Annotated in this window: 18 protein-coding genes; 7 read left to right on the top strand and 11 right to left on the bottom strand. The window is 71.7% G+C overall.

Annotated elements, in window-relative coordinates; translation table 11 throughout:
- Nucleotides 1-16 precede the first annotated feature (16 nt).
- The 5 genes from ABVN73_RS20000 to paoA all read right to left on the bottom strand — a co-directional run bounded on the left by ABVN73_RS20000 (nucleotide 17) and on the right by paoA (nucleotide 6,653).
- Nucleotides 17-1,702 (bottom strand): GGDEF domain-containing protein, encoded by a 1,686-nt coding sequence (locus tag ABVN73_RS20000; protein WP_353859986.1) that lies wholly within the window; start codon nucleotides 1,700-1,702, stop codon nucleotides 17-19.
- Nucleotides 1,703-1,846: 144 nt separating this feature from the next.
- A complete protein-coding gene (locus ABVN73_RS19995; protein ID WP_353859985.1) occupies nucleotides 1,847-2,632 on the bottom strand; it encodes an HNH endonuclease family protein in 786 nt (261 codons plus the stop codon).
- A 174-nt stretch (nucleotides 2,633-2,806) separates the two neighbouring features.
- Nucleotides 2,807-4,999, bottom strand: a complete 2,193-nt coding sequence (gene paoC / locus ABVN73_RS19990; RefSeq protein WP_353859984.1) for an aldehyde oxidoreductase molybdenum-binding subunit PaoC — start codon at nucleotides 4,997-4,999, stop codon at nucleotides 2,807-2,809.
- Entirely contained in the window at nucleotides 4,996-5,973 is a 978-nt protein-coding gene (locus ABVN73_RS19985) for an FAD binding domain-containing protein (protein WP_353859983.1), read from the bottom strand. The genes paoC and ABVN73_RS19985 overlap by 4 nt, the downstream gene beginning before the upstream one ends.
- A complete protein-coding gene (paoA, locus tag ABVN73_RS19980) occupies nucleotides 5,970-6,653 on the bottom strand; it encodes an aldehyde dehydrogenase iron-sulfur subunit PaoA (protein WP_353859982.1) in 684 nt (227 codons plus the stop codon). The genes ABVN73_RS19985 and paoA overlap by 4 nt, the downstream gene beginning before the upstream one ends.
- Before the next feature lie 330 nt (nucleotides 6,654-6,983).
- Between paoA and ABVN73_RS19975 the strand changes: the two genes are divergently transcribed.
- The 6 genes from ABVN73_RS19975 to ABVN73_RS19950 all read left to right on the top strand — a co-directional run bounded on the left by ABVN73_RS19975 (nucleotide 6,984) and on the right by ABVN73_RS19950 (nucleotide 13,626).
- Nucleotides 6,984-7,922 (top strand): LysR family transcriptional regulator, encoded by a 939-nt coding sequence (locus ABVN73_RS19975; RefSeq protein WP_353859981.1) that lies wholly within the window; start codon nucleotides 6,984-6,986, stop codon nucleotides 7,920-7,922.
- A 150-nt stretch (nucleotides 7,923-8,072) separates the two neighbouring features.
- The gene (locus ABVN73_RS19970) at nucleotides 8,073-9,254 is read left to right on the top strand and encodes a CaiB/BaiF CoA-transferase family protein (RefSeq protein WP_353859980.1); all 1,182 of its coding nucleotides are present in this window, start codon (nucleotides 8,073-8,075) and stop codon (nucleotides 9,252-9,254) included.
- 2 nt (nucleotides 9,255-9,256) lie between these two features.
- Nucleotides 9,257-10,096, top strand: a complete 840-nt coding sequence (locus tag ABVN73_RS19965) for a MaoC family dehydratase N-terminal domain-containing protein (RefSeq protein ID WP_353860830.1) — start codon at nucleotides 9,257-9,259, stop codon at nucleotides 10,094-10,096.
- Nucleotides 10,097-10,133: 37 nt separating this feature from the next.
- Nucleotides 10,134-10,997, top strand: coding sequence for a CoA ester lyase (locus ABVN73_RS19960; protein WP_353859979.1), 864 nt, complete (start codon nucleotides 10,134-10,136; stop codon nucleotides 10,995-10,997).
- Between the two features lie 36 nt (nucleotides 10,998-11,033).
- Nucleotides 11,034-12,197, top strand: coding sequence for an acyl-CoA dehydrogenase family protein (locus tag ABVN73_RS19955; protein WP_353859978.1), 1,164 nt, complete (start codon nucleotides 11,034-11,036; stop codon nucleotides 12,195-12,197).
- A 115-nt stretch (nucleotides 12,198-12,312) separates the two neighbouring features.
- Nucleotides 12,313-13,626: a tetratricopeptide repeat protein gene (locus tag ABVN73_RS19950; RefSeq protein WP_353859977.1), complete on the top strand. Its 1,314-nt coding sequence runs from the start codon at nucleotides 12,313-12,315 to the stop codon at nucleotides 13,624-13,626.
- Nucleotides 13,627-13,654: 28 nt separating this feature from the next.
- On the opposite strand, the gene ABVN73_RS19945 is transcribed toward ABVN73_RS19950, so the two are convergent.
- On the bottom strand, nucleotides 13,655-15,562 hold the full coding sequence (locus ABVN73_RS19945; RefSeq protein WP_353859976.1) for a tetratricopeptide repeat protein: 1,908 nt from the start codon (nucleotides 15,560-15,562) through the stop codon (nucleotides 13,655-13,657).
- Between the two features lie 320 nt (nucleotides 15,563-15,882).
- On the opposite strand from ABVN73_RS19945, the gene ABVN73_RS19940 reads away from it, so the two are divergent.
- On the top strand, nucleotides 15,883-17,724 hold the full coding sequence (locus tag ABVN73_RS19940; protein WP_353859975.1) for a tetratricopeptide repeat protein: 1,842 nt from the start codon (nucleotides 15,883-15,885) through the stop codon (nucleotides 17,722-17,724).
- A 17-nt stretch (nucleotides 17,725-17,741) separates the two neighbouring features.
- On the opposite strand, the gene ABVN73_RS19935 is transcribed toward ABVN73_RS19940, so the two are convergent.
- The 5 genes from ABVN73_RS19935 to moaB form a co-directional block, all read right to left on the bottom strand.
- Entirely contained in the window at nucleotides 17,742-19,658 is a 1,917-nt protein-coding gene (locus tag ABVN73_RS19935; RefSeq protein ID WP_353859974.1) for a tetratricopeptide repeat protein, read from the bottom strand.
- Nucleotides 19,659-19,802: 144 nt separating this feature from the next.
- Nucleotides 19,803-20,879 carry a PA0069 family radical SAM protein gene (locus ABVN73_RS19930; protein WP_353859973.1) on the bottom strand — a complete coding sequence of 359 codons (1,077 nt, stop codon included), beginning with the start codon at nucleotides 20,877-20,879 and terminating at the stop codon, nucleotides 19,803-19,805.
- Nucleotides 20,880-20,979: 100 nt separating this feature from the next.
- The gene (locus ABVN73_RS19925; RefSeq protein ID WP_353859972.1) at nucleotides 20,980-22,674 is read right to left on the bottom strand and encodes a tetratricopeptide repeat protein; all 1,695 of its coding nucleotides are present in this window, start codon (nucleotides 22,672-22,674) and stop codon (nucleotides 20,980-20,982) included.
- Between the two features lie 190 nt (nucleotides 22,675-22,864).
- Nucleotides 22,865-23,878 carry a phosphotransferase gene (locus ABVN73_RS19920; protein WP_353859971.1) on the bottom strand — a complete coding sequence of 338 codons (1,014 nt, stop codon included), beginning with the start codon at nucleotides 23,876-23,878 and terminating at the stop codon, nucleotides 22,865-22,867.
- Entirely contained in the window at nucleotides 23,875-24,411 is a 537-nt protein-coding gene (gene moaB / locus ABVN73_RS19915; RefSeq protein ID WP_353859970.1) for a molybdenum cofactor biosynthesis protein B, read from the bottom strand. Before moaB ends, ABVN73_RS19920 begins: the two co-directional genes overlap by 4 nt.
- Nucleotides 24,412-24,419: the final 8 nt, after the last annotated feature.

Raw genomic sequence — 24,419 nt, 5'->3', positions numbered from 1 at the left:
TGCTTGACCGCGGGGCCTAGGACGCGGCGTTCCTCATCGCCTCCGCGGCTATGCCCTGGCTTCCGGCGGGGGCGGGCGGCAGATCGGCCGTCCAGCGGATGCCGCGGTTGCGCCCGGCGCGCTTGGCCTGATAGAGCGCCTGATCGGCCCGGCGGAGGGTTTCCGCCACGTCGGACGAATCCTCGGGCCACAGCGCGATGCCGAGCGAACAGCCGACCCGCACCGCCTCGCCCCCGATGCTCACGGGTTCGTTCACCGCATCGATGATGCGGCGGGCCAGCCCATCCAGGTCCGGCGGTTCGGCCCCGGCGCGCTGCGGCAGCACCGCCGCGAACTCGTCGCCGCCCAGCCGGGCGACCACGTCGTCGCCGCGGAAGCAGGCGGCCAGCCGTTCACCCACCTGACGCAGCACGAGGTCGCCGGCGTCGTGGCCCAGCCGGTCGTTCACCGGCTTGAAGCCGTCCAGGTCGATGTAGAGGAAGGCGGCGGAGCCGTTGCCGGCGGTGGTCGCCTCCACATACTGCTCGAAATAGCGGCGGTTCGGCAGGCCGGTCAGCCGGTCCTGATAAGCGATGTCCTCCAGCCGCACCAGGGCGGCGTCGCGGTGGGTCAGCCCGTCCACCAGATCGCGCAGCGTCGCCGACAGCGAGGTGATCTCGGCGCTGCCGCCCAGCACCGGCATCTCCGCCCCGCGCTCGCCGCTGCGGATGCGTTCCGCCGCCTGGGCGATGCGGCGCAGCGGCCGCGTGACGCGCCCGGCGGCCATCCAGCCGAGCACGCTGAACAGCAGAACCATGGCCCCGCCGGCCAGCACCGTCTCGATCATCTGGGCGGTGGCCGGGGCGTAGGCGACGGCCAGCGGCTGGCGGGCGACCACGCTCCAGCCCAGGCCCGGATAACTCAGGTGGCCCTTGCCGTAGGCGTAGCCGGTCAGGTAGCGCTGTCCGTCCGGCCAGCGTTCGACGATCCAGCCGCTCTCGTTCTTCTGCGCGTGCCGCACCGCCTCGATGTCGAGGGGAGTGCCGAGCAGTTCGCGGGGGCCGAGCAGCACAGTGCGGTCCGCCGCCACCACGACCAGTTCCAGCTCCGCGCGGCCCCGCATGGTGTCCATCAGGGAGCGGCGGATCTCGCGCGTCCATTCCCAGCTCAGATGGGTTGCTAGCACGCCGACGACCTCGCCCTGCTCGTTGTGCACGGGGGTGGAGATGTCCACGAACTTCATGGCCTCGCCCGTCGGGTTCGGCAACAGGAAGGCCAGCATCACCGCGTCGTGCACGTCGCCGACGAACTGCGTTTTCTGCCCGTTCTGGAAGACCGGGCGCTTGGAAATGTCCACGCCGTCCAGCAAGCCGCCGGTGGCGGCCAGCACCTTGCCCTTGGTGTCGGTCACGCCCATCCAGGAAACGGTCGGGAAGAACGCCTGGAACTGCTCCAGCAGCCAGCGCAACCGGACCGGGTCGCCCATGGCCGGCGTGATCCCGAGCTTGGCCAGCATGCTGATCTCGCTGGCGCGCGACCACATGGAGCGGTCCAGCCGGTCGGCCATGTTGTGCGCGGCCTCCGCCAGCGAATGCCCGATCTCGCTCTCGATCCGCTCGCGGGAGCGCAGACCGGTCAGTGCCGCCAGCACGACGGAGACGCCCAGGACCAGAACGGCGCCGGTCAAAGCCACCGTCGTCCGCAGACCGCGTTCCCTCGCCATGACGCCCGGCCACTCCCTGCAACATCCCGCCGCCGTTCCGTCAGGAAGACCGCCTACGAAGGTTCTAACAACTTCGGCCAGGTTTCAAAAGTGACATTGGCCGCGGACGGGGCATACCGGCGCATGGAATGGTCGGAAAGGCGCTCAGCGGGCGGGCCGCGCCCCCACGGCGGTGCGGCGGCAGTCGGAGAGGATGTTGCCGACGGTGACGCGCTCCCGCTCGTCCATGGTCAGCTCCCAGCGCGCCTTCACGGCGATCCAGCCCGCCACATAGGCGCAGATGTACGCCTCGCGCGGCGGCAGCCAGTCCTCGGGCCCCTTCGACCCCTTGGCGCGGTTGGCCGCCGACGAGACGGTGACGAGAGTCAGCGGGTCGCTCAGGTCATTGGCGTAGGCGGCGCGCTTCTCGCGCGGCCAGTCGTAGCCGCCGCTGGCGTACGCCTCCTCCAGCGGAACGCGGTGGTCGATGTCCACCTGTTTCGGCTCGGTGAAGGTCTCGCCGGTGTAGGGATCGTTCCAGACGCCGGACAGCACCGAGCAGCCGTTGGCCGACAGCGTCGCCGGCTTCGCGGAGTCGCGGATCAGCACCTGCTCCCGTGTGTTCAGGCATTTGGAGCCGATGGTCAGCCAGTGCGGCCACTCGTCCCGCACATAGCCGCGGCGCCGCTCCTCCGTCACCTGGATGCGGTCGAGCTGGGCGGCGACGGCGGCGTAATCGATGCTGGCGTCCGGGACGGGGCGCGGGATCGGGCGCTGGCGCTGGGCCTTCTCTTCGCCGAGGATGGAATCCAGCGTGCCGGGCGGGATGAGGTGGAAGCGCTCCGCCGTGTAGACCGCGGCGAGCACCAGCAGAACGGCGACCAGTCCGCCCAGCGTCAGGGGGCGGCCCCTCCGGCTCCCCCGCGGTGCTCCGCCTCTCCGTCGTGCCATGCCTTGCGTCCCTCAGCCTGATGTGCGCCATACGTGGATATGATGGCGGGCGTGTTCTATGGCGCTTTGGGAAACTGGTGCAACGGCTTCGGGGGGGCGGGGGTCCGTCGAGCGTCACGGACCCTGTGAAAAAGACGCGGCGGAGTCCGGGGCGTACCCAAACTCCGCCGCGATTCATCCCATGGCGGGCAGCCGGTCGAGGAACTTGTCGAGCGTGATCGGGTACTCGCGCACCCGCAGGCCCGTCGCGTTGTGGACCGCGTTGGCGACCGCCGCGCCCACCCCGCACAGGCCCAGCTCGCCCACCCCCTTGGCCTTCATCGGCGAGGAGATCGGGTCGGTCTCGTCGAGGAAGATCACCTCCTGGTGCGGGATGTCGGCGTGGACCGGCACCTCGTAGCCGGCGAGGTCGTGGTTGACGAAGAAGCCCCTCCGCTTGTCGAGCGCCAGCTCCTCCATCAGCGCGGCGCCGACGCCCATGGTCATGGCGCCGATCACTTGGCTGCGCGCCGATTTCGGGTTCAGGATGCGGCCCGCCGCGCAGACCGCCAGCATCCGCCGCACGCGGATCTCGCCGGTCGCGGCGTCCACCGCCGCCTCCACGTAATGGGCGCCGAAGGTCGACTGCTGGTACTTTTTGTCGAGGTCGCCGTATTCGATTCCGTCCTCGGCGGACAGGCCGTCGGCCCCCGCCGCCTCGGCCAGCGGAACCTTGCGGTTGCCGGCGATCACCTGACCGTCCTCGAACCGCGCGTCGGCGGAGTTGACGCCGAGCCGCTGGGCCACCACCTCGCGCAGCTTCACGCAGGCGGCGTAGACGCCGGCGGTGGCGTTGTTGGCGCCCCATTGGCCGCCCGACCCGGCGGACACCGGGAAGCTCGAATCGCCGAGCCGCACCGCCACCTTGTCCAGCCCGACCCCCATCATCTCCGCCGCGGTCTGGGCGATGATGGTGTAGCTGCCGGTGCCGATGTCGGTCATGTCGGTCTCGACCGTCACGATCCCGCGCTGGTCCAGCCGCACCCGCGCCGCCGACTTGGTCAGCAGGTTGTTGCGGAAGGCCGACGCCATGCCCAGCCCGACCAGCCAGCGCCCGTCGCGCACCTGTCCCGGCTTCGGGTTGCGCTTCGCCCAGCCGAACCGTTCCGCCCCGAGGCGCAGGCACTGCACGAGCTGGCGCTGTGAGAAGGGCCGGTTGGGGTCGGCGGGGTCGGTCTGGGTGTCGTTGCGGATGCGGAATTCCACCGGGTCCATGCCCAGCTTTTCCGCCATCTCGTCCATAGCGACCTCCAGCGCCATCATGCCCGACGCCTCGCCCGGCGCGCGCATGGCGTTGCCTTCGGGCAGGTCGAGCGTGGCGATGCGGTTGCCGATCAGGCGGTTGGCCCCGGCGTAGAGCAGCCGGGTCTGGTCGGACGCCGTCTCCTCCGAGCCGCCGGGCAGGTTGCCCGACCAGCTTTCATGGGCGATGGCGGTGATCGTGCCGTCCGGCGTGGCGCCGATGCGGACGCGCTGGATGGTGGCGGGCCGGTGCGTGGTGTTGTTCATCATCAGGGGCCGCGACAGCCCCACCTTGACCGGACGCCCGGCCTCCCGCGCGCCCAAAGCCGCCAGCAGCGCGTCGGCGCGCAGGAACAGCTTTCCGCCGAAGCCGCCGCCGATGAAGGGGGAGATGACGCGCACCTTCTCCTTCGGCATCTTCAGCGTCGCCGACAGGTCGGTCACCATCCAGTCGATCATCTGGTTGGAGGTCCAGACGGTCAGCCGGTCGCCCTCCCAGGCGGCGATGGTCGCGTGCGGCTCCATCATCGCGTGGCTCTCGTCCGGCGTGGTGTAGGTCTCGTCGAGTTTCATGGGAGCCGCCGCGAAGGCGCCCGCGAAATCGCCGACCACCGAATCGCCGTCCTTGGTCTTCTCCGCCTTGTCCTTGACCGCCGCCAGATCGTAGGCGCCGTCCGCGGGGGTGTAGTCGATGCGCACCAGCCCCGCCGCGGTGCGGGCCTGTTCGAAGGTCTCGGCCACCACCAGGGCGACGGCCTGCTGGTAATGCTCGATCTCCGGCCCGCCGAGGAGGGTCGCGGCGTTGCGCTTGCCCTTGTCGAGGGAGCCGGCGTTCTCCGCCGTGACGATGGCGACGACGCCGGGGGCCTTTTTCGCCGCCTCCAGGTCCATCGACGCGATGCGTCCCTTGGCGATGCCCGAGCCGATGACCCAGCCATAGGCGACGTTCGGCGCCACGTCGTGCCATTCATAGGCGTAGGTGGCTTTTCCCGTGGTCTTCAGCGGCCCGTCGATGCGGTCGGTCGGCTTGCCCACCACCTTCAGCTGGTCGATCGGGTTGGTGGTCGCGGGAGTGTCGAACTTCATGGTGTCTCAGCCTTTCGCTCTCCCTGGCCTTTCGCTTCGGCCAGCACCGAGGCGAGCGTCCGCTCGACCAGGGTCAGCTTGAATGCGTTGTCGTGTGTCGGCTTCGCATCGGCCAGCAGCCCGGCGGTCACCGCCTTGGCGCCGCGCGGCATCTCGGCCTCGGCGGCCTCGACGCGCCACGGCTTGTGCGCCACGCCGCCCAGCGCCACCCGGCCGCCGCCGTCGCGCTGCACCACCGCCGCGACGGAGATCAGGGCGAAGGCGTAGGACGCGCGGTCGCGCACCTTGCGGTAGACGTGGGTGCCGCCGGCCGGCTTGGGCAGGGTCACCGCGGTGATCAGTTCGCCGGGCACCAGCGCCGTCTCGATGTGCGGCGTGTCGCCGGGCAGCCGGTGGAACTCCGCGATGGGGATTTTCCGCGTCGTCCCGTCGGCCCGCACCGTTTCCACCGTGGCGTCCAGGGCGCGCATGGCGACGGCCATGTCGCTGGGGTGGGTGGCGATGCAGGCGTCGCTGGACCCGACCACGGCGAGCTGCCGGCTGTAGCCGCCGATGGCGGCGCAGCCGCTGCCGGGCTGGCGTTTGTTGCAGGGCTGGGCGGTGTCGTAGAAGTAGGGGCAGCGCGTGCGCTGGAGCAGGTTGCCCGCCGTCGTCGCCTTGTTGCGCAGCTGGCCCGACGCCCCGGCGAGCAGGGCGCGCGACAGCACGCCGTAGTCGCGCCGCACCCGCGGGTCGGCGGCGAGCGCCGTGTTGCGCACCAGAGCGCCGATGCGCAGCCCGCCGTCCGGCGTCGCTTCCAGCGTATCGAGCTTCAGCCCGTTGACGTCGATCAGATGGGCCGGCGTCTCGATCTCCAGCTTCATCAGGTCGAGCAGGTTGGTGCCGCCCGCGATGAACTTGGCGCCCGGCCGGCGCTCGACCGCGGCGGCCGCGGCGGCGGGGGAGTCCGCCCGCTCGTAGGTGAAGGGTCTCATGCCTCCCTCCGTGCGACGTCCGAGATCGCATCGACGATGTTGGAATAGGCGCCGCAGCGACAGATGTTGCCGCTCATCCGCTCACGGTACTCATCGACCGTCGCCTGCGGTGCGGCGGTGAGGTCGGCGGTGACGTGGCTGGGCACCCCGGCCTTGATCTCGTCCAGCATCGCCACCGCCGAACAGATCTGGCCCGGCGTGCAGTAGCCGCACTGGTAGCCGTCATGCTCCACGAAGGCCGCCTGCATGGGGTGCAGCGTGCCGGGCAGGCCTAGCCCTTCGATGGTGGTGACGCTGCCGCCCTCGTGCATCACGGCGAGCGTCAGGCAGGAATTGATGCGCTGCCCGTCCACGATGACCGTGCAGGCGCCGCACTGGCCGTGGTCGCAGCCCTTCTTGGTGCCGGTGAGGTGCAGATGCTCGCGCAGCGCGTCGAGCAGGGTCGTCCTCGTGTCGAGTTCGAGGTCGCGGCGCTGCCCGTTCACGGTGAAGGTCACCTTGGACAGGACGGGCGACAGGGACGGCGTGTCGGCTCCGGTGGCGGGGGGTGGCATGGCGGTCTCTCCAACGGTGGCCGCCCGCGCCGGCGCCCGGAACGGCGCCGCCGTCAGCGCGGCGGTGGCGGCGGTCCCAAGCAGGAGGCCGCGCCGCGTCATGTCGAGGTCGCCGGAATAGTGCATCGGTGAAATCCTCTTCCCTTCCTGGCTGTGATCCCGGCCCCGCGGGGCGGGGTTCAGGCGTGCGGACGGCTCATCCGCTTGTGCGGATGGGGAAAAACTAGGCCGGGCCGCTCCGCCGATTACCCGCCGGTCCCCGATAAGGGTTATGAAGCGGATCAATGGAACGGAGCGGCCCTGCGGACGGTTGAACCGGGTTTGCCCGGCGCTTCCTCATCCACTCGTCTTGATCCGCTTGCGGCGCACCGACATGATTGCGCGACGCCGGGGGCTCATCGCCCCGGCGGGTAAAGGGGCCCCAGCGGGCAAAGGGTAGGCAAAGGAAGGTGAGCGTTGGATCTGCGTCAGTTGCGGTATTTCATCGGCATCGTCGATGAAGGCTCCTTCACGGCCGCGGCTCAGAAGCTGAACGTCGCCCAGCCGGCCCTGAGCCACAACATCCGCAACCTGGAGGCGGGCCTCGGAGTCAAGCTGCTGACGCGCGGCGTCCATGGGGTCAAGCCGACCGCCGCCGGCACCCGGCTGTACGAGCATGCGGAGATCATCCTGCGCCACGTCGCCCAGGCGACCGAGCAGGTGCGCAACTGCTCGGGCACGCCGAGCGGGCTGGTGACCGTCGGCTTCACCTCGTCGGTGGCGCTGGTGGCGGCGGTTCCACTGGTGCAGGCGGTCCGCGCCGAGCTGCCGCAGGTGTCCCTGCGGGTCGTCGAGTCCTTCAGCGGGACGATCCTGGAATGGCTGAACGACGACCGGCTGGATTTCGGCTGCATCTACGACGTGACGCGGTCGCGCACCCTGCTGGCCGAATCGCTGGTCCGCGAGGATCTTTACCTGATCGGGCCGCCGGGCGGCGGTGACGGCGCCATCGCCTTCGACGAGCTGGCCGGCAAGGACCTGATCCTGCCGAGCCGTCCGCACAATCTCCGCGACCGCATCGAACGGGTGGCGCGCGAGACCTGCACGATCGTCACCGTGGCGGTGGAGATCAACGGGCTCCCCCAGATCAAGGCGCTGGTCGCCAAGGGGGTGGGCTATTCGGTCCTGCCGATCTCGGCGGTGATGGAGGAATGGCGGTCGGGCCAGATCTCCGCCCGGCTGATCGTGTCGCCGTCGCTGCGCCGGTCGGTCCATCTCTGCCGGCCCCGCGGCGCCCCGGTGACCGAGGCCGCGGCGGCGGTGCGCGAGACCTTCCTGCGGGTGGTGCGCGATCTGGTCGGCGGCGGCGACTGGCCCGGCACCCTCCTGCTGGGCGAGGAGGCGGCGTCCTCCTAAGGCGAATTTTCATTCGCTTCAGACTCGTACGGCCTCATAGCGCTTCGTTATGCGATGCATGCCCCATCTGTATTGGATCGGGGCCGGTCCGGCTGTTTACCATCCCGGTCACGGACGATCGGCCCTGGCCAACAGCGGAGGCTTCGCAGAATGACTTCACCTTTGTCCGGACCTCTGTCCGGGCTTCTGGTCGTCTCGCTGGAGCAGGCGGTGGCGGCGCCGCTCTGCACGTCGCGCCTCGCTGACGCCGGGGCGCGGGTCATCAAGATCGAGCGGCCGGAGGGCGACTTCGCCCGCGGCTATGACGCCGTCGTCCACGGGCAGAGCTCCTATTTCGTGTGGCTCAACCGCGGCAAGGAATCGGTCGTCCTCGACATCAAGACGCCCGAGGACGCCGAGCTGCTGGAGCGCCTGATCGCCCGCGCCGACGTCTTCGTGCAGAATCTGGCGCCCGGCGCGGCGGAGCGGGCCGGCTTCGGCTCGGACGCCCTGCGGCGGCGCCATCCCCGGCTGATCACCTGCGACATCTCCGGCTACGGCGACGACGGCCCCTACCGGGACATGAAGGCCTACGATCTGCTGGTGCAGAGCGAGACCGGGCTGGCCTCGATCACCGGTTCGCCGGACCAGCCCGGCCGTGTCGGCGTGTCGGTGGCCGACATCGCCTGCGGTATGAACGCCTACACCGGCGTCCTCCAGGCGTTGCTGGAGCGCGACCGCACGGGCGAGGGGTCGGCGGTGGCCGTGTCCCTGTTCGATTCGCTGGCGGAGTGGATGATGGTGCCGCTGATGCACCACGACCATGGCGGCAAGGCGCCGGGGCGGGTCGGGTTGATGCACCCGAGCATCGCCCCCTATTCCGCCTTCGCGCTGGCCGACGGCCGGCAGGTGGTGCTGTCGATCCAGAACGAGCGCGAATGGGCGGCCTTCTGCGCCGACGTGCTGCTGCGGCCGGAACTGGCCACCGACGAGCGCTTCTCGACCAACAACCGCCGCGTCGCCAACCGCCCGGAGCTGGACGCGCTCGTCGCCGCCATCTTCCGGACCATGGACCACGCCGAGGCGGTGCGCCGGCTGAACCGCGCGCGCACCGCCTTCGGCTCGCTGAACGAGGTGGCGGACCTGTCCACCCACGCGCAGCTGCGCCGCGTGACCGCCGAGACGCCGGGCGGACCGGTCGAGGTGGTGGCGCCGCCGGTGCAGGTGCGCGGCCGACCCTACGCCTCCGGCGCCGTTCCGGCGCTGGGCCAGCACACCGACGCCGTCCGGCGTGAAGTCTTCGAACCGACGCCGTCCGGCGTCAAACCGTCGAACCATAAGGGGGGAGCATGAGCATGGACCATTTGCGCGATTGGATCGGCCGGTCGGAAAGCGCCGAGGACGTCGCGGCGCCGGTGGCGCTGACCGGTCTGGCGGCGATGCTCGACCACGACAACCCGCCCTGGCCGGCGGGCGAGGTGCCGCCGCTGGGTCACTGGCTGTATTTCCTGCCCAAGGCGCTGCAGCGCGACATCGCCGAGGACGGCCACCCGCACAAGGGCGGCTTCCTGCCGCCGGTGGAACTGCCCCGCCGCATGTGGGCCGGCGACACCCTGACCTTCCACCGCCCGATCCGCAGCGGCGAGGCGATCACCCGCCGCTCGACCATCGAGGAGGTCACCCCGAAGGAGGGCCGGTCGGGCCGGATGGTCTTCGTGAAGGTCCGGCACGAGATCAGCACCGCCGCCGGCGTCGCCATCACCGAATTCCACGACATCGTCTACCGCGAGGCCGCCAAGCCCGGCGAGGCCGCCGCCCCCGGCGAGCGCCCGGCGGGCGAGGCGGTGTGGCAGCGGCGCATCCAGCCCGATCCGGTTCTGCTGTTCCGCTACTCGGCCCTGACCTTCAACGGCCACCGCATCCATTACGACCGCGACTATTGCCGCGACGTCGAGGGCTATCCGGGGCTGGTGTTCCACGGCCCGCTCAGCGCCACCATGCTGATGGACCTGTTCTTGCGCGAGAATCCCGGGGCGCGGGTGACCGGCTTCCGCTTCCGGGCGAAGCGGCCGCTGTTCGACATCCATCCGCTGACCCTGTGCGGCGCCCCGACCGCCACCGGCGCCACGCTGTGGGTTACCGACCACGAGGGCTTCGTCGCCATGTCCGCCGAGCTGGACGCCGAACGGTCATGACGGCGGCGACGTGCGACACGGTTGGAGGACGCGCCTGATGTCCCTGCCGCATCAATCCTATCTCTTCGTTCCCGCCGACAACGCGAAGCTGCTGGAGAAGGCCCACCAGCGCGGGGCGGACGCCCTCATCCTCGACCTCGAGGACGCCGTCCTTCCCGCCGGCAAGCCGGACGCCCGCCGCGGGCTCCCGGCGCCGATCGAGCGGCTGCACGGGTTGGGCGTGCCGGTCCTCGTGCGGATCAACAGCGGCTGGCGCGACGCCGTCGCCGACCTGGAGGCCGCGGTGCGTCCCGGCGTGGCCGCCCTGGTGGTGCCCAAGGCCGAGGACGCCGGGGCGCTGCGCGTGCTGTCCGCCATGATCGGCGAGTGGGAGGCGGAGCGCGGCTTGACGCCGGGCGCCATCGGCCTCGTCGCCCTCATCGAGAGCCCGCTGGGGCTGGAGCGGCTGGCCGGGATCGCGGCCGTTCCGCGCGTGGCGGCCCTGGCGCTGGGCAGCGAGGATTTCGCGCTGACTTTGGGGGTGGAGCCGACCGAGGCGCTGCTCGCCCTGCCGTGTCGCCAGATCGCGCTGGCCGCCGCCGCCCGCGGCCTCGCGGCGATCGGCCTGCCCGGTTCGCTGGCCGAGTTCCGCGACCTCGACGCCTACCGCGCCATGGTGGCGCAGGCGCGGGCCGTCGGGATGACCGGCGCGCTGTGCATCCATCCGGCCCAGCTGGCCGTCGTCCGCGACGTCTTCGTCCCCTCCGCCGTCGACGTGGCCTGGGCCGGGCGGGTGGTCGCGGCGTGGGACGAGGCCCAGGCGGCGGGGCGCGGCGCCGTGTCGGTGGACGGGCGGATGGTCGACCGCCCGGTCGCCGAGCGGGCGAAGGCCATCCTGGCGCGCAGCGCTCCCAAGACCTGAAACGCGGCCACAACCAGAAAAGCAGGGTGACGAGACATGAAGACCAGCATCGGTCAGGGCTTCGACGAGATCCGCGACGCCGTGCGCGCGCTGTGCGCCGAATTCCCCAGCGAGTACCATCGCCGCATCGACGAGGAGCGCGGCTATCCCGAGGAGTTCGTGGACGCGCTGACCAAGGCCGGCTGGATGGCCGCCCTGATCCCGGAGGAGTACGGCGGCTCGGGCCTCGGCCTGACCGAAGCCTCCGTGATCATGGAGGAGATCAACCGCTCGGGCGGCAATTCCGGCGCCTGCCACGGCCAGATGTACAACATGAACACGCTGATCCGGCACGGTTCGGAGGAGCAGCGCCGCCGCTACCTGCCGAAGATCGCGGCGGGCGAGCTGCGCCTCCAGTCGATGGGCGTCACCGAGCCGACCACCGGCACCGACACCACCCGCATCAAGACCCGGGCGGAGAAGAAGGGCGACCGCTACGTCATCAACGGGCAGAAGGTGTGGATCTCCCGCGTCCAGCATTCCGACCTGATGATCCTGCTCGCCCGCACCACGCCGCTCGATCAGGTGCGCAAGAAGTCGGAAGGCATGTCGATCTTCATCGTCGACATCAAGGAGGCAATGGCCAAGGGCATGACCGTGCGGCCCATCCGCAACATGGTCAACCATGAGACGAACGAGCTGTTCTTCGACAATCTGGAGATTCCCGAGGAGAACCTGATCGGCGAGGAGGGCCAGGGCTTCAAGTACATCCTAACCGGCCTCAACGCCGAGCGGGTGCTGATCGCGGCGGAATGCATCGGCGACGGCTACTGGTTCGTCGACAAGGTCTGCGACTACACCCGCGACCGGCAGGTGTTCGGCCGTCCGATCGCCCAGAACCAGGGCGTGCAGTTCCCCATCGCCGAGAGCTTCATCGAGGTGGAGGCCGCCAACCTGATGCGCTTCGAGGCCTGCCGCCTCTACGACGCCGGGGAGCCCTGCGGCGCCCAGGCCAATATGGCGAAGTACCTCGCCGCCAAGGCCTCGTGGGAGGCGGCGAACGCCTGCCTGCAGTTCCACGGCGGCTTCGGCTTCGCCAGCGAGTACGACGTGGAGCGCAAGTTCCGCGAGACCCGGCTGTATCAGGTGGCGCCCGTCTCCACCAACCTGATCCTGGCCTATGTCGCCGAGCATGTGCTGGATCTGCCGAAGTCCTACTGACCGGCCGGACTCCGGTTGACCGGCGGTGGCGCGTGGTTGACAGCCGTGCGATCAAACGGGTCTATGCTCGCGGCGTGGCCTCACCGTTCGGCCACGGCGCGCCGGGGAGACGAGGATGGACCACGCACAGGCCACGACCACGCTGGAAGCCGCCCTCGCGGCCAACCCGCGTGACGGTGCCGCCTGGAGCACGCTCGGCCATTTCCTCCGCCGCGCGGGAAAGCTGGAGGGCGCCATCGCCTGCCACCGGCGGGGGCTGGAGGTTGCTCCGGCCACCGCCGGCATCTGGAGCAATCTCGGCAACGCCCTGGTGGAGGCCGGCCGCTTCGACGAGGCGCTGGCCGCGCACTCGGAAGCGCTTCGGCTCGAACCGGACGCCCCGGCCTATCTCTTCAACAGCGTCGTGGCCTTGCGCAAGGCGGGCCGCTTCAAGGACACGCTCGCGATGATCGAGCGCGCGGCGGCGGGCGGGACCAGCACGCCCGAGCTGCGATGGGAGCGGGCGCTGGCCCGGCTCCAGATCGGCGATTACGTCCACGGCTTCACCGATTACGAGGCCCGGCGCGGACTGGCCTCCTACCATGGCCGGCCACCATCGGACCGGGCCTGGAACGGCGGTCCGCTGGACGGGCGCGCGCTTTTCCTGTTCACCGAACAGGGGTTCGGCGACGCCATCCTGGCGGCGCGCTACGTGCCGCTGGTCAAGGCGCGGGGCGGCCGGGTGCTTTACGAATGCCATCCGGAGCTGCGCCGGGTGCTGTCGGGATTGGGGGCCGACGCCGTCCTGCCGCCGGGGAAGCCGCCGCCGGCCTTCGACGTCGAGGCGTCGCAGATGAGCCTGCCCGGCCTGTTCGGCACCACGCTGGCCTCGATCCCGCCGCCGGTCGGCCTGACCATCCCCGACGAGTCCCGCGGGAAGGCCGCCCGCCGCCTCGGCGCGCGCGAGCCGGGCACGCTGCGCGTCGGGATCGTGTGGTCGGGGCGGGTGACCTTCGCCGACAACGGCCGGCGGGCCACCAGCCTCGCCCGTTTCCTGCGCTTCGCCGAGATTCCCGGCGTCCGGCTCTACAGCCTTCAGAAAGGGCCGCCCGAGGCCGAACTCGCCGACAGCGGCGTCGCCGGCCATCTGGTAACTCCGCTCGGTCCCGACCTGGACGATTTCGCCGACACGGCGGCGATGCTGGAGCAGCTCGACCTCGTCATCATGACCGACAGTTCGGTGGCGCACCTCGCCGGGTCCATCGGCACGCCGGTCTGGAACCTCGTGCAGCACGTCCCCTACTGGATCTACGGCTTTTCCGGCGACCGCACCCCCTGGTACCCGACGATGCGCCTGTTCCGCCAGGGTCCCGACCAGGACTGGGAACCGGTGTTCGCCCGGGCGGCGGACGCCCTGCGCGCGGAGGTCCGCCGCCGCACCGGCCGGTGAAGGGAACAGTCGGTGAAAAGGCCCGCGCTCAGCGTTCCGGCGGCGCTTCCTCCGTGTCGCGCGCGAGCCAGGACCGCCACATGGCGCGATAGGCCGTCTCGACCGACGCCGCGAAGCCGCGGTGGTCGTTGAGCGGCGCCCCCTCCATCCGCTCCCGCATGCCGCCGCGCAACGCGGCCAGGCGCGCGGTGTCACGGGCCAGGGCGACGGCCGTCTCGACGTAGCCGGCCTCGTCCGCGGCGACCAGCTCGGCGAGCCCGCAGTGCGTCAGCAGGCTGGCGCCGACCCGCGCGACGTGGTGGCCGCCGGCCAGCGTGATCACCGGCACCCCCATCCACAGCGCCTCGCAGGTCGTGGTGGTCCCGTTGTAGGGGAACGGGTCGAGGCCGATGTCGATCCGGCCATAGGCCCGCAGATGGGCGTCGATGCTGTCCATCGTGGGGAGCAGGTCGACACGGCCGCGGTCCACGCCGTTGCCGGCGAATTGCTGGAGATAGCGCTCCCGGGTCGGCGGGTCGTCGAAGGCGCGGCTCTTGAGAAGCAGGCGGGCGGACGGCAGGCGCGTCAGGATGGCCGACCAGACCCGCAGCACCTCCGGCGTCACCTTGGCGGCGTTGTTGAACGACCCGAAGGTCACGAAGCCGTTGGCCAGCGCCGGCGGTTCCTCGCCCGCGGCGGCGGCGCGCAAGGGCTGGAAGGCGAGAAACCCCCTGGGCAGGCGCACCAGCCGCTCGGCGTGCCAGGCGTCGGTCGGGCCCGGCGGGTCGGCGACCGCGTCGGTCAGGCGGTGGTCGATCGCCGGCATGCCGGTGGTGTCGGGATAGCCCAGCCACGCGACCTGGACCGGGGCCGGCTTGCGGGCGAACAGCAGCGGCCGGGCGCGCGCCGTGTGGCCGGCCAGATCGACCAGGATGTCGATGCGGTCGCGCTCGACCAACGCGGCGGCCGCCGCGTCGTCCACGGGTTCCAGCGACCGCCACCCGTCGGCCAGGCTCCGCAGGCGGTCGGTCACCGCGTCGTGATGGTCCGAGGTGGCGTAGCAGACGATCTCGACCGCGCCGCGGTCGTGCGCGCGCAGCAGGGGTTCGATGAAATGGGCGCAGGCATGGGCGCGGAAGTCGGGCGAGACGTAGCCCACCCGCAACCGGCGGTCCGGGTCGCGGTCGTTGGCGAACCGCCGGTCCCGCGGCATCAGCGGCCGGGCGTGCCGTTCGTTCCAGTGCGCGTGGGCGCGGGCGATGACCTCGGGCGGCACCCAGGGCGTGTAATGCAGGGCGAGCAGCAGGTTGGAGTGCAGCAGGGCCAGATCGGGGTGACGCTCGATCCCGCCCTGGAAGGTCGCGATGGCCTCGGTGATCCGCCCTTGCTCCTTCAGCGCCTCGCCGAGGTTGACGACGGGTTGCGGCAGGTCGGGCTGCGCCTGGATCGCCGCCCGGTATCCCTCCACGGCGCGGCTCGACTCCCCGCGATCCCGGAACAGATCGGCCATGTTGCTGTGCGCGCCGCCCATGCCGGGCTTCAGCCGCACCGCCCGGCGGTAGGCGGCGAGCGCCCGGTCGGTCTGGCGGGCGGCCTTCAGGAGGTTGCCGGCGTTGAACCAGGCGTCGGCGTAGTCCGGGCTCAGGGACAGCGCGACGCGCAGCGCCGCCAGCGCCTCCGCCGGCCGGTCGAGGTCGGTCAGCGCGCAGGACAGGTTGCTGCGGATCGGCGCGTCGTCCGGCAGCGCCGCGACGGCCCGGCGGTACAAGGCGACCGCCTCGTCCCGCCGCCCGGCGGTGCGCAGCAGGATGGCCAGATTGTTGTTGGCGTGGGCGTGCCCGGGGTCGTCGCGCAGGATCGCCCGGTAGGCCGCCTCGGCGGCGTCGAGCCGCCCGGCCTGATGATGGGCCAGCGCGGCGGCGAAGCTCCGCACCGCCGCCGCGACGTCGGCCGTCATGGCGCACACGTCGAGGCGGCCGGGTCGCCGGGCGCCGGGAACCGCTGGCGACGATCGGAGTCGTGCCCCCGATGATCGCGGCTGTCTCGGCACCCTCCCATCCTCATCGTTCCCGTCGCTGCCCGTCGGCGGGCGGTCCCCGCCCCTCGGGAAGGTGCGACAAGCGCGCGGCGCGTTCCAGCGGAATCGAGCGGCCGGCGCCGGCGGCGCGCGCTGTGGATCGGCGTCCGCGTTCTGCTATTCTGCCGCCCGTCGGTCCGCTGCCCATCCGACCGACGGCCCGGCCCCTCGCCCAGAGCGCATTGACACAGCACGGACGCATGGCCTTCCCGACCAAAGCCACCCTTGATCGACCCGACCCGGCCACGCTCGTCGCGACGGGTCTCGCCCATCACGGGGCCGGCCGGCTGGCCGAGGCGGAAGGCGCCTACCGGCGGGTCCTCGCCGACCACCCCCATCACCCCGACGCCCTGCATCTGCTGGGCGCGCTGGCGCTTCAGGGCGGCAGGCCGGGCGAGGCCGTGGAGTGGATGAGGCAGGCCCTCCGCTCCGCCCCCGACAACGCGGCCTGCTTCTCCAACCTCGCCAGCGCGCTGCGTCGGCTCAGCCGGCGCGACGAGGCCGCGGCGGCCTGCCACCGGGCCCTGGCGCTCGACCCCGGCTCCGGCGACGCGCTCAACAACTTCGCCAACGTGCTGTCGGACCAGGGCCGGCACGGCGACGCCGCGACCGCTCTGCGCCGGCTGCTCCACCTCAAGCCGCGGCTGACCGACCAGCGGCTGATGCTCGCGCAGGCGCTCATCCTGGGCGGCCGCGCCGAGGAGGCGATCGAGGAACTGATGGTGCTCCTCGGGATGGCGCCCTCGTCGGTCGCCGCCTACGCCAACCTGGGGATGGCGCTTCGCCGTCTCGGCCGGGCCGAGGAGGCGGTGCGCCACTACCGCTGCGCGCTCGGCTTCGCGCCGGACGATCCCGGCGTCCTCAACAACCTGGGCGTCACGCTTCAGGACCTGGGGCGGCTCGACGAGGCGGCGGCCTGCTTCCGGCAATCCATCGCGCTGCAGCCGGGCGCGGCGCACACCCACCTCAACCTCGCGCTGGCGGCCCGCGATCTGATGCGCGTCGACGAGATGATCGCCCTGGCGCGGACCGCGGTCCGGCTCGACCCGTCCCTGGCGGAGGCACACACCGCGCTGAGCTTCGGGCTGCTGATCAAGGGCGAGCTGGAGGAGGGGTTCGCCGAGTACGAATGGCGGTCGCGCATGGCCGACTTCCCGTCGCCCCGGCGCAGCTTCGCCTCGCCCGCCTGGGACGGTTCCGACCTCACCGGCCGGACCCTGCTGGTCCATGACGAGCAGGGGGTGGGCGACACCATCATGTTCGCCCGCTTCGCCCCGCAGCTCCAGGCGCGGGGCGTGCGCGTCCTCATCGAGTGCAACAGCCAGCTCGTCCGCCTGCTCTCCGCCATGCCGGGCATCGAGGGCGTGGTCAGCCGGTTCGCCCCGCCGCCACCGCACGACGCGCACGACGCCCTGGCCAGCCTGCCGCACCGGCTCGGCACCATGCTCTACACCATCCCCGCCGAGGTTCCCTACCTGCGCGCCGAGCCGGACCTGGTGACGCGCTGGGCGGAACGCATGGGGTCGCCGACCGGTCGGCGGACGGGGCTGCGGGTGGGGCTGGTGTGGGCGGGAAACCCCGGCTTCAAGGCCGACCGCATCCGTTCGCCGCGCCTGAAGGCGTTCCTTCCGCTGCTGGACGTTCCGGGCGTCACGGTCTTCGGCCTGCAGAAGGGGGCGGGGCGGCAGGATCTGGAGACGTGCGGGCCGCTGCCGCCGTCCTTCACCGACCTCGGCGATGAGATTTCGGACTTCGCCGACACTGCGGCGATCATGGAAAACCTCGACCTCGTCATCAGCTCCTGCACGGGGCCGGCCCATCTGGCCGGAGCGCTTGGCCGCCCGGTCTGGACGGTGCTGCCCTTCGCCCCCGACTGGCGCTGGCTGGACCAGGGGATGTGCACGCCGTGGTACCCGACCATGCGCCTGTTCCGCCAGGACCGGCGCGGCGACTGGGCGCCCGTCGTCGGCCGCGTCCGCGCCGCTCTCCAGGCCCTCGCGCGGTCCCGCCCGGAACCCGACGCGCAGGGCGTCGGGACGTAAATCTCAGGACGGAAACGTCAGGGAGTCCAGGGTTCGAAGGGCCGGATGCGGCGGGCGGCGACGTCCGGCTCGACGAACAGGCGGGCGCGGGTGTTGAGACGGGCGGCCAGCGCGCTGAAGCCGCTGGCGGCGCTGGTGCCGACCACGTCGGCGTTCATCAGCACATGGAAGTCCTGAAGGAAGTCCAACCCGGCCCATTCCTCCACGACGTCGGCCCGCGTCAGGGGATGGAACTCCGCGAAGGCGTGGCGGACCGCCGCGACGTCGTCGCTGGCCACATAGAGCACCGGCCGGTCGAGGCGCGGCCACCAGCCGCGCAGCCAGTCGACGTACCAGGCGGTCTCGGTGATCGGATAATTGGACGTCACGAAGTCGCCCCGCCGGATGTGGAGCGCGACCACCGTGTTTCCCGCCGCCCGCAACCGCTCGACCGCCGGGGCGAGCTGCGGCTCCCAGACCCGGCGCGGCCTCAGCCAGGACTGGACCCGCTGCCGGTACTCCCGCTTGTGCTCGAACAGGAACAGGGGCGAGAGGATGTCGCGGTCGGCGATCGGCGCCCGCTTCGCGGTGCCGCTCACCAGATCGTTGAGGGTGCGGCGGGCGAACAGCAGCGGCGGCAGCGGGCCGCTCTGCGGCGGATCGTCCAGCGCGAAAAAGGCGCCGCCCACCCAGTCGGGCGTCTCCAGCAAGAAGCCGTATTTCTCGGCGTAGAGCCGGACCAGGATGTACTCCAGGACGGTGTGGGCGAAGCGGCCACGGGTGGCCAGCGACGACGACGTCACGCGCGGTGGCCGGTGCCCGCCGTCCGCCCCAGCGGCGGCGGGGCGGACGAGCTGGAGCCCCTGCTCGGCCAGCGTCGCGCGCAAGGCGGCGAGCGACTTCACGGTGAAGAACCAGCCGTTGTCGCCGCGGACCGCCGCCAGCCGGTCGCGGGCCGCCCGTGGCGCGCCGTCCCGCAGGTCGAGCGCGGCGAGCGCGGTCAGGCATTCCCCGCGATAGGCCGCGCCGCCGAGCGGCGTCGAGGCCAGCCGGGTGAAGAACGCCCGCCCTTCGGCCAGCCGGTCGCCGCGCAGGAAGACGTTGGTCAGCAATTCGATGCTGAGGGGCACATCGGCGCCGGGAACCGGCAGGCTTTCGATCAGTTCGCCTTCGGCTTCGGACAGGCGGCCCAGATCGCTCAGCACCGCCGCCACCCGAAGGCGGGCGAGGGCCAGCCCGAGCCGCGCCGAGCGCCGGTAGGCGGTCAGGGCTTCCAGCGGATCGCCGTGGGCGTACAGGGCGTTGCCGGCGTTGTACCAGTGCTCCGGGCCGGCCGGGCTGAGCGCCAGCGCGCGCCGCAGGCTGGCCCGGGCCGCGGCGTCATCGCCGCGTTCGAGCAGGGTGTTGCCCAGGTTCATGTGGGCGGGCGCCAGATCGGCCCTGACCGCGATGGCGCGGCGCAGGCTGTCCACCGCCTCGTCGAGCTGGCCGGCGCGGCGGAGAACCACCCCCAGATCGTGATGAACCTCGGCCACGCCGGGAACGAGGCGCGCGGCGCGGCTCAGCGCCCGAACGGCTTGCGGGGTCCCGGCATCGCCCTGGGCCTGGAAGGCGTCGCCGAGGTTGCGCCAGGCCTGCCGATGGCCCGGATCGGCGAGCGTCAGCCGCCGCCAGTCCGCGGCGGCCTCCGCGGGCCGGCCGGCCTTGTCCAGGATGGCGGCCCGGTTGGCGCGCGCCTCGGTCCAGGCGGGATTGAGCCGAAGCGCACGCCCGACCAGGGGCAGGCACGCGGCCGGCCGGCCGGCCTGCCACTCGGCCATCCCCAGCAGGTACACGGCGTTGGGGTTCGCCGGGTCGGCTTCCAGGATCCGGCGGTAGAGAACGGCCGCCTCGGACACGCGGCCGGCGCGATGATTGGCGAAGGCGATGGCCAGGGCTTCACCGATCGTGGCCATCACTTCGTCTCCCTCGACCGTCGAACCGCAACCCGGATGAGCGACGCCCGCAAGGGCGTGCCCGGGCGGCGGAAGGTAGCCCAGGGATGGCCGGCCGATCAACGCGGAGCGGGCCCCGGATCGTTCCCGCGCGGAACCGCCCGATCAGAACATCGTCAATTGGTCGCCGCGGGCCGGCGGGGGCTGGAAGTCGGCGCAGTTGAGGGCGGCGTCGCGGGCGTTGAGGCCGAGGCGCTTGCAGGCCAGCTTGAACCGCTTCGCCAGCAGCTCCGCCACCGGGCCGGAGCCCTTCATGCGGCTGCCGAATTGGGATTGGTACAATTCCCCCTCGCGGCACTGGCGGATCAGGCTGAGCACCCGCTCGGCGCGGTTGGGCGCGTGCTCGCGCAGCCATTCCTCGAACAGGTCCTTGATCTCCAGCGGCAGGCGCAGGAGGATGTAGTTGGCCTGAGTCGCCCCGGCCTCCGCCGCCGCGGTCAGGATCGCTTCCAGTTCGTGGTCGTTGAGCGCCGGGATCATCGGGCTGGCCAGCACCGCCACCGGCACGCCGGCCGCCGTCAGGTCGCGCATGGCGGCGAGGCGCCGCTGCGGCGTGCTGGCCCGCGGCTCCATCCGGCGGGCGAGGTCGCGGTCGAGCGTGGTGACCGACAGCGCGACGTTGACCAGACCCTTGGCCGCCATCGGCGCCAGGATGTCGAGGTCGCGCAGGACCAGCGCCGACTTGGTGATGATCATCACCGGCTGGTTGAAGTCGCGGCAGACCTCCAGCACGGCGCGGGTGATGCGCTGCTCCCGCTCGATGGGCTGGTAGGGATCGGTGTTGGCACCGAGCGCCAGCGGCTGGCAGCGGTAGGACCTGGCGCGAAGCTCCGCCGCGAGAAGCTCGGCCGCCCTCGCCTTGCGGAAGATCTTCGTCTCGAAATCCAGCCCCGGCGACAGGCCGAGATAGGCGTGGGTCGGGCGGGCGAAGCAGTAGATGCAGGCGTGCTCGCACCCCCGGTAGGGGTTCACCGACCGCTCGAAGATCACGTCGGGCGACGTGTTCTTCGACAGGACCGAGCGGGCGCCGTCGTCGAAGACCTGGGTCGGGACGGTTTCCGTCACCGCGTCGTTCCCGCCCCAGCCGTCATCGGCCAGCACCCGCGTCTCCCGCTCGTAGCGGGAGGTCAGGTTGCTGATCGCTCCCCGTCCTTTCAGGGCCTGCCGCGGAATCTCGTCCATGGCGGCAGGATAACCGCGGCGAAACGGAACGTAAAGTGAACATTTACCGCCCCGCGCCAGTCCCTTCACGACGAAGGGAGGAGGAGCGGGGCGGCCGGCGTTACTGGACCTTCGGGGCCGCCGCCTCGGCGGCCTTGGGGTCCACCAGGCCCTTGTCCAGCTTGGCCCGGATGTCCTCCTTCTGCGGCTCCTCCTCCGCGGTGCGGAGCGCGCGGGTCCATTGGAAGCGGGCCTCGTTGCGGCGCCCGACGCGCCAGTAGGCGTCGCCCAGATGATCGTTGATGGTGGCGTCGGTCGGCTTCAGCTCCACCGCGCGCTCCAGCTTCTCCACCGCTCCCTCGAAATCGCCGGTGCGGTAGAGCGCCCAGCCCAGGCTGTCGACGATGTAGCCGTCCTTGGGGCGCAGGGCGACGGCCTTCTCGATCATCCCCTTGGCCTCCTCCAGGTTCAGCCCGCGGTCGACGTAGCTGTAGCCCAGATAGTTCAGCAGGAAGGCCTCGTCCGGCTTCAGCGCCAGCGCCGCCCGCAGGTCGCGCTCGGCGTCCGGCCAGCGGTCGATCTTGTCGTAGGACATGGCGCGGGCGTAGAGCACCGCCCAATGCCGCTCCTCCGGCGTGCCGATGCGCTCCAGCGCCTTGCTGTAGCTGTCGGCGGCCTCGCCGTAGCGCTTGGCGACGCGGTACAGGTCGCCCAGCCGGATCAGCGCGTCCGTCCGCTCGGGACGCTCGGCGGACAGGGCGGAGAAGGCGGCGATGGCGTCGTCGGTGCGCTCCAGCCGGGCGAGGCTCTCGGCGGCCCGCAGCCGGGCGGTCCAGCCCAGAACCGGATCCTTCTCCAGCGCCTGGAACTCGACCAGCGCGTCGGCGTGGTGGTCGCGGTTCTCCATGATGTCGCCGATCATCAGCCGCGCCAGCGACAGGTCGGGGCGCAGGTGCAGGGCGATCCGCCCGAACAGCAGGGCGGTCTCCTCCGCCCCCTCGTGGTGGATGGCGCTGCCCAGGTCGAACAGGGCTTCCGCCAGCCCCTGCTTGGCGTCGGCCACCACCGGGGCGGCGGCCCGGCCCTCGTCCAGCGCCTTCAGCGCCGGCTCGACCATCAGGCTGTCGGGGTTGCTGGCGCGGAAGGCGTCGTAGAGCTTGCGCGCCTCGTCCTTGCGGCCGGTGCGTTCGTAGAAGCTGCCGACGATCTGGATGACGCGCAGCGGCGCCTCCTTGTCCAGCACGCGGGCGAAGCGCTCCGCGGCGGCGTCCTTGCGCCCGCCCAGCTCCAGCACCAGACCGGCGTGCAGATCGTGCAGGGCGGCGAAGCCGCTGGCGGCGGACAGCGGTTCCAGCGCCTTCAGCGCCGCGTCGGTCTTGCCCTCCGCGGCGGCCAGCCAGGCGTCGATCAGCGGGCCGATGTACTTCGCCATGCCCTCCTTGGGCATGCGCGCGGCCATGGCCTTGGCCTCCTTCAGCTTGCCGCGGGCCAGGTTGTCCGAGGCCAGCAGGGCGATGGCCATCTGCGGGTCGTTGTCCTGCTCCAGCAGCCGCTTGGCGAGGTCGATGGCGGCGTCGAACTGCCCCTCGCCGAGCTTCAGAAGGTAGGTCCGGCGCAGCAGCGTCAGGTCGCCGGGGTCGGCGGACAGGGCGTGGGCCATGAACAGGGCGGCGGCGGCCCAGTCGTCCTGGCGCTGGGCGAAGCGTCCGGCCAGATAGCTGCCGGTCGCCGAGGTCAGCGACGGACGTTCCGTCGCCGCCGGGGCCGCGGCGGCGGCGTTGCCGGCCGGCAGAAGGCCCGCCGTGGAGAGGAGCAAGGCCGCGAGCGCCGTCCGACCAAACCGGGCCCGCTCAAATCGGAATGTCATCATGCCGCGTCCACCTGCACGCCTACGGAGTCTGGATCAGGAAAGCCTGAAACTCGATTCCTCAGTCTAACACCAACCGCAGGCAAGGGTTAACCACGCTGCGGGCCGATCCATCGCATGTCTCGGCCGCCCTTCGCCTTCAACGCCATTCCGCGGCGACCCGCCCGATGACCTCCGGACGGAGAACGTCGATCGCGTGGCCGTCCATGTGGGCGGCCAGCGACTCCGGCATGTCCGGCGACAGGGCGGTGCCCTCCACCCGCCAGCGGGCCATCCAGGACAAGGTGCGCAGCCAGGTCAGCCGGCGCAAGGGCAGGCGCCACGGGCGCACTGCCCCGGCCAGCGCGGGCGGCACCGCGGCCTCCCAGGCGGCGTGGAACGCCGCGACCTCCTCCGGGGCCAGCACCGCCGCGACCTCCCGCTCCCATTTGGTGGAGGTGTAGAGGCTGGCGTGGGCGAGGTCGATGGCCGGGTGGCCGTACTGGGCCTTCTCCAGGTCGGTGAACCACGCCTTGCCGGCGGCGTCGATCAGGAAATTGCCGGGGTGGACGTCGCTGCCGACCAGGGTGATGGGGATGGGCGCCGCGCAGCGGAAGGCGCGGGCGGCGTCCAGTTCGGCGGCAAGCAGGTCCAGGGCGTCCGGCGCCAGCCCGGCCCGCTCGAACCATACCGCCTGCCGCTCCACCTGGGCCAGCGTCGCCGCCACCGGGTCGGCGGGTGCGGGCAGGGGAGCGCGCTCACCGTCCGGCGGCAGGGGCAGGGCGTGCAGGGCGGCGAGCGCCCGCGCGATGGCCGGCATATCGTCCGGCAGGCGCGGCGGCCGGCCGACAATCTCCGTCACCACCAGCGCGCCCATGGGCAGCCCCGGCCCCGGCGGCAGGACGGCGGCCAGCTCCGGCGTGTGGCCGCCGGGGGCGGCGCGGCGGAAGGCGGTGGCCTGCTGCTCCAGATTGGCGAAGGGGTCGAGCCCGAGCTGGCTCCAGCGCGGGACGCGGGCGACCAGGCCCCTTCCCGACAGCCGCACATGGTCGTGGGCCACGCCCCGGCGCGGCATCGGTTCCAGCGCGCCCTGCGGCAAGCCGGCGAAGGCGGGCAGCCGCGTCAGGGCGCCGTGAAGGCCGGCGGTGCCGGTCGATTCTGAGGTGCCGGTCACACCTGATGCTCGCGCAGGCGCGGCATCAGTTCGACGAGGTTGCAGGGGCGGTGCCGGTTGTCGAGCTGGAAGACGAGGATGTCGTCCCAGGCGTCGCGGCAGGCGCTGGGCGAGCCCGGCAGGGCGAAGATGTAGGTGCCGTTGGCGACGCCGGCGGTCGCCCGGCTCTGGATCGTCGAGGTGCCGACCTTGGCGTAGCTGAGCTGGCGGAACAGCTCCCCGAAGCCGGGGATCGCCTTGTCGAACAGGGCCTCCACCGCCTCCGGAGTCACGTCGCGGCCGGTCACGCCGGTGCCGCCGGTGGTCAGCACCACGTCGATCTCCGGATCGGCGATCCAGGCCTGCACCTGCGCGCGGATGGCGGCGACGTCGTCCTTCACGATGGCGCGGGCGCCCAGCCGGTGGCCGGCGCCGGCCAGCCGCTCCGCCAAGGCGTCGCCCGAGCGGTCGTCGGCGGGCGTCCGCGTGTCGGACACGGTCATGACGGCGATGTTGACGGGCAGGAACGGGCGCGATTCGTCGATCTTCGGCATGGTCGGGC

It is taken from the genome of Azospirillum formosense, from assembly GCF_040500525.1.
Classification (GTDB): domain Bacteria; phylum Pseudomonadota; class Alphaproteobacteria; order Azospirillales; family Azospirillaceae; genus Azospirillum; species Azospirillum formosense_A.
The sequence above is the reverse complement of the archived record's forward strand: the minus strand, read 5'-3'. Positions and strand labels throughout refer to the sequence as shown.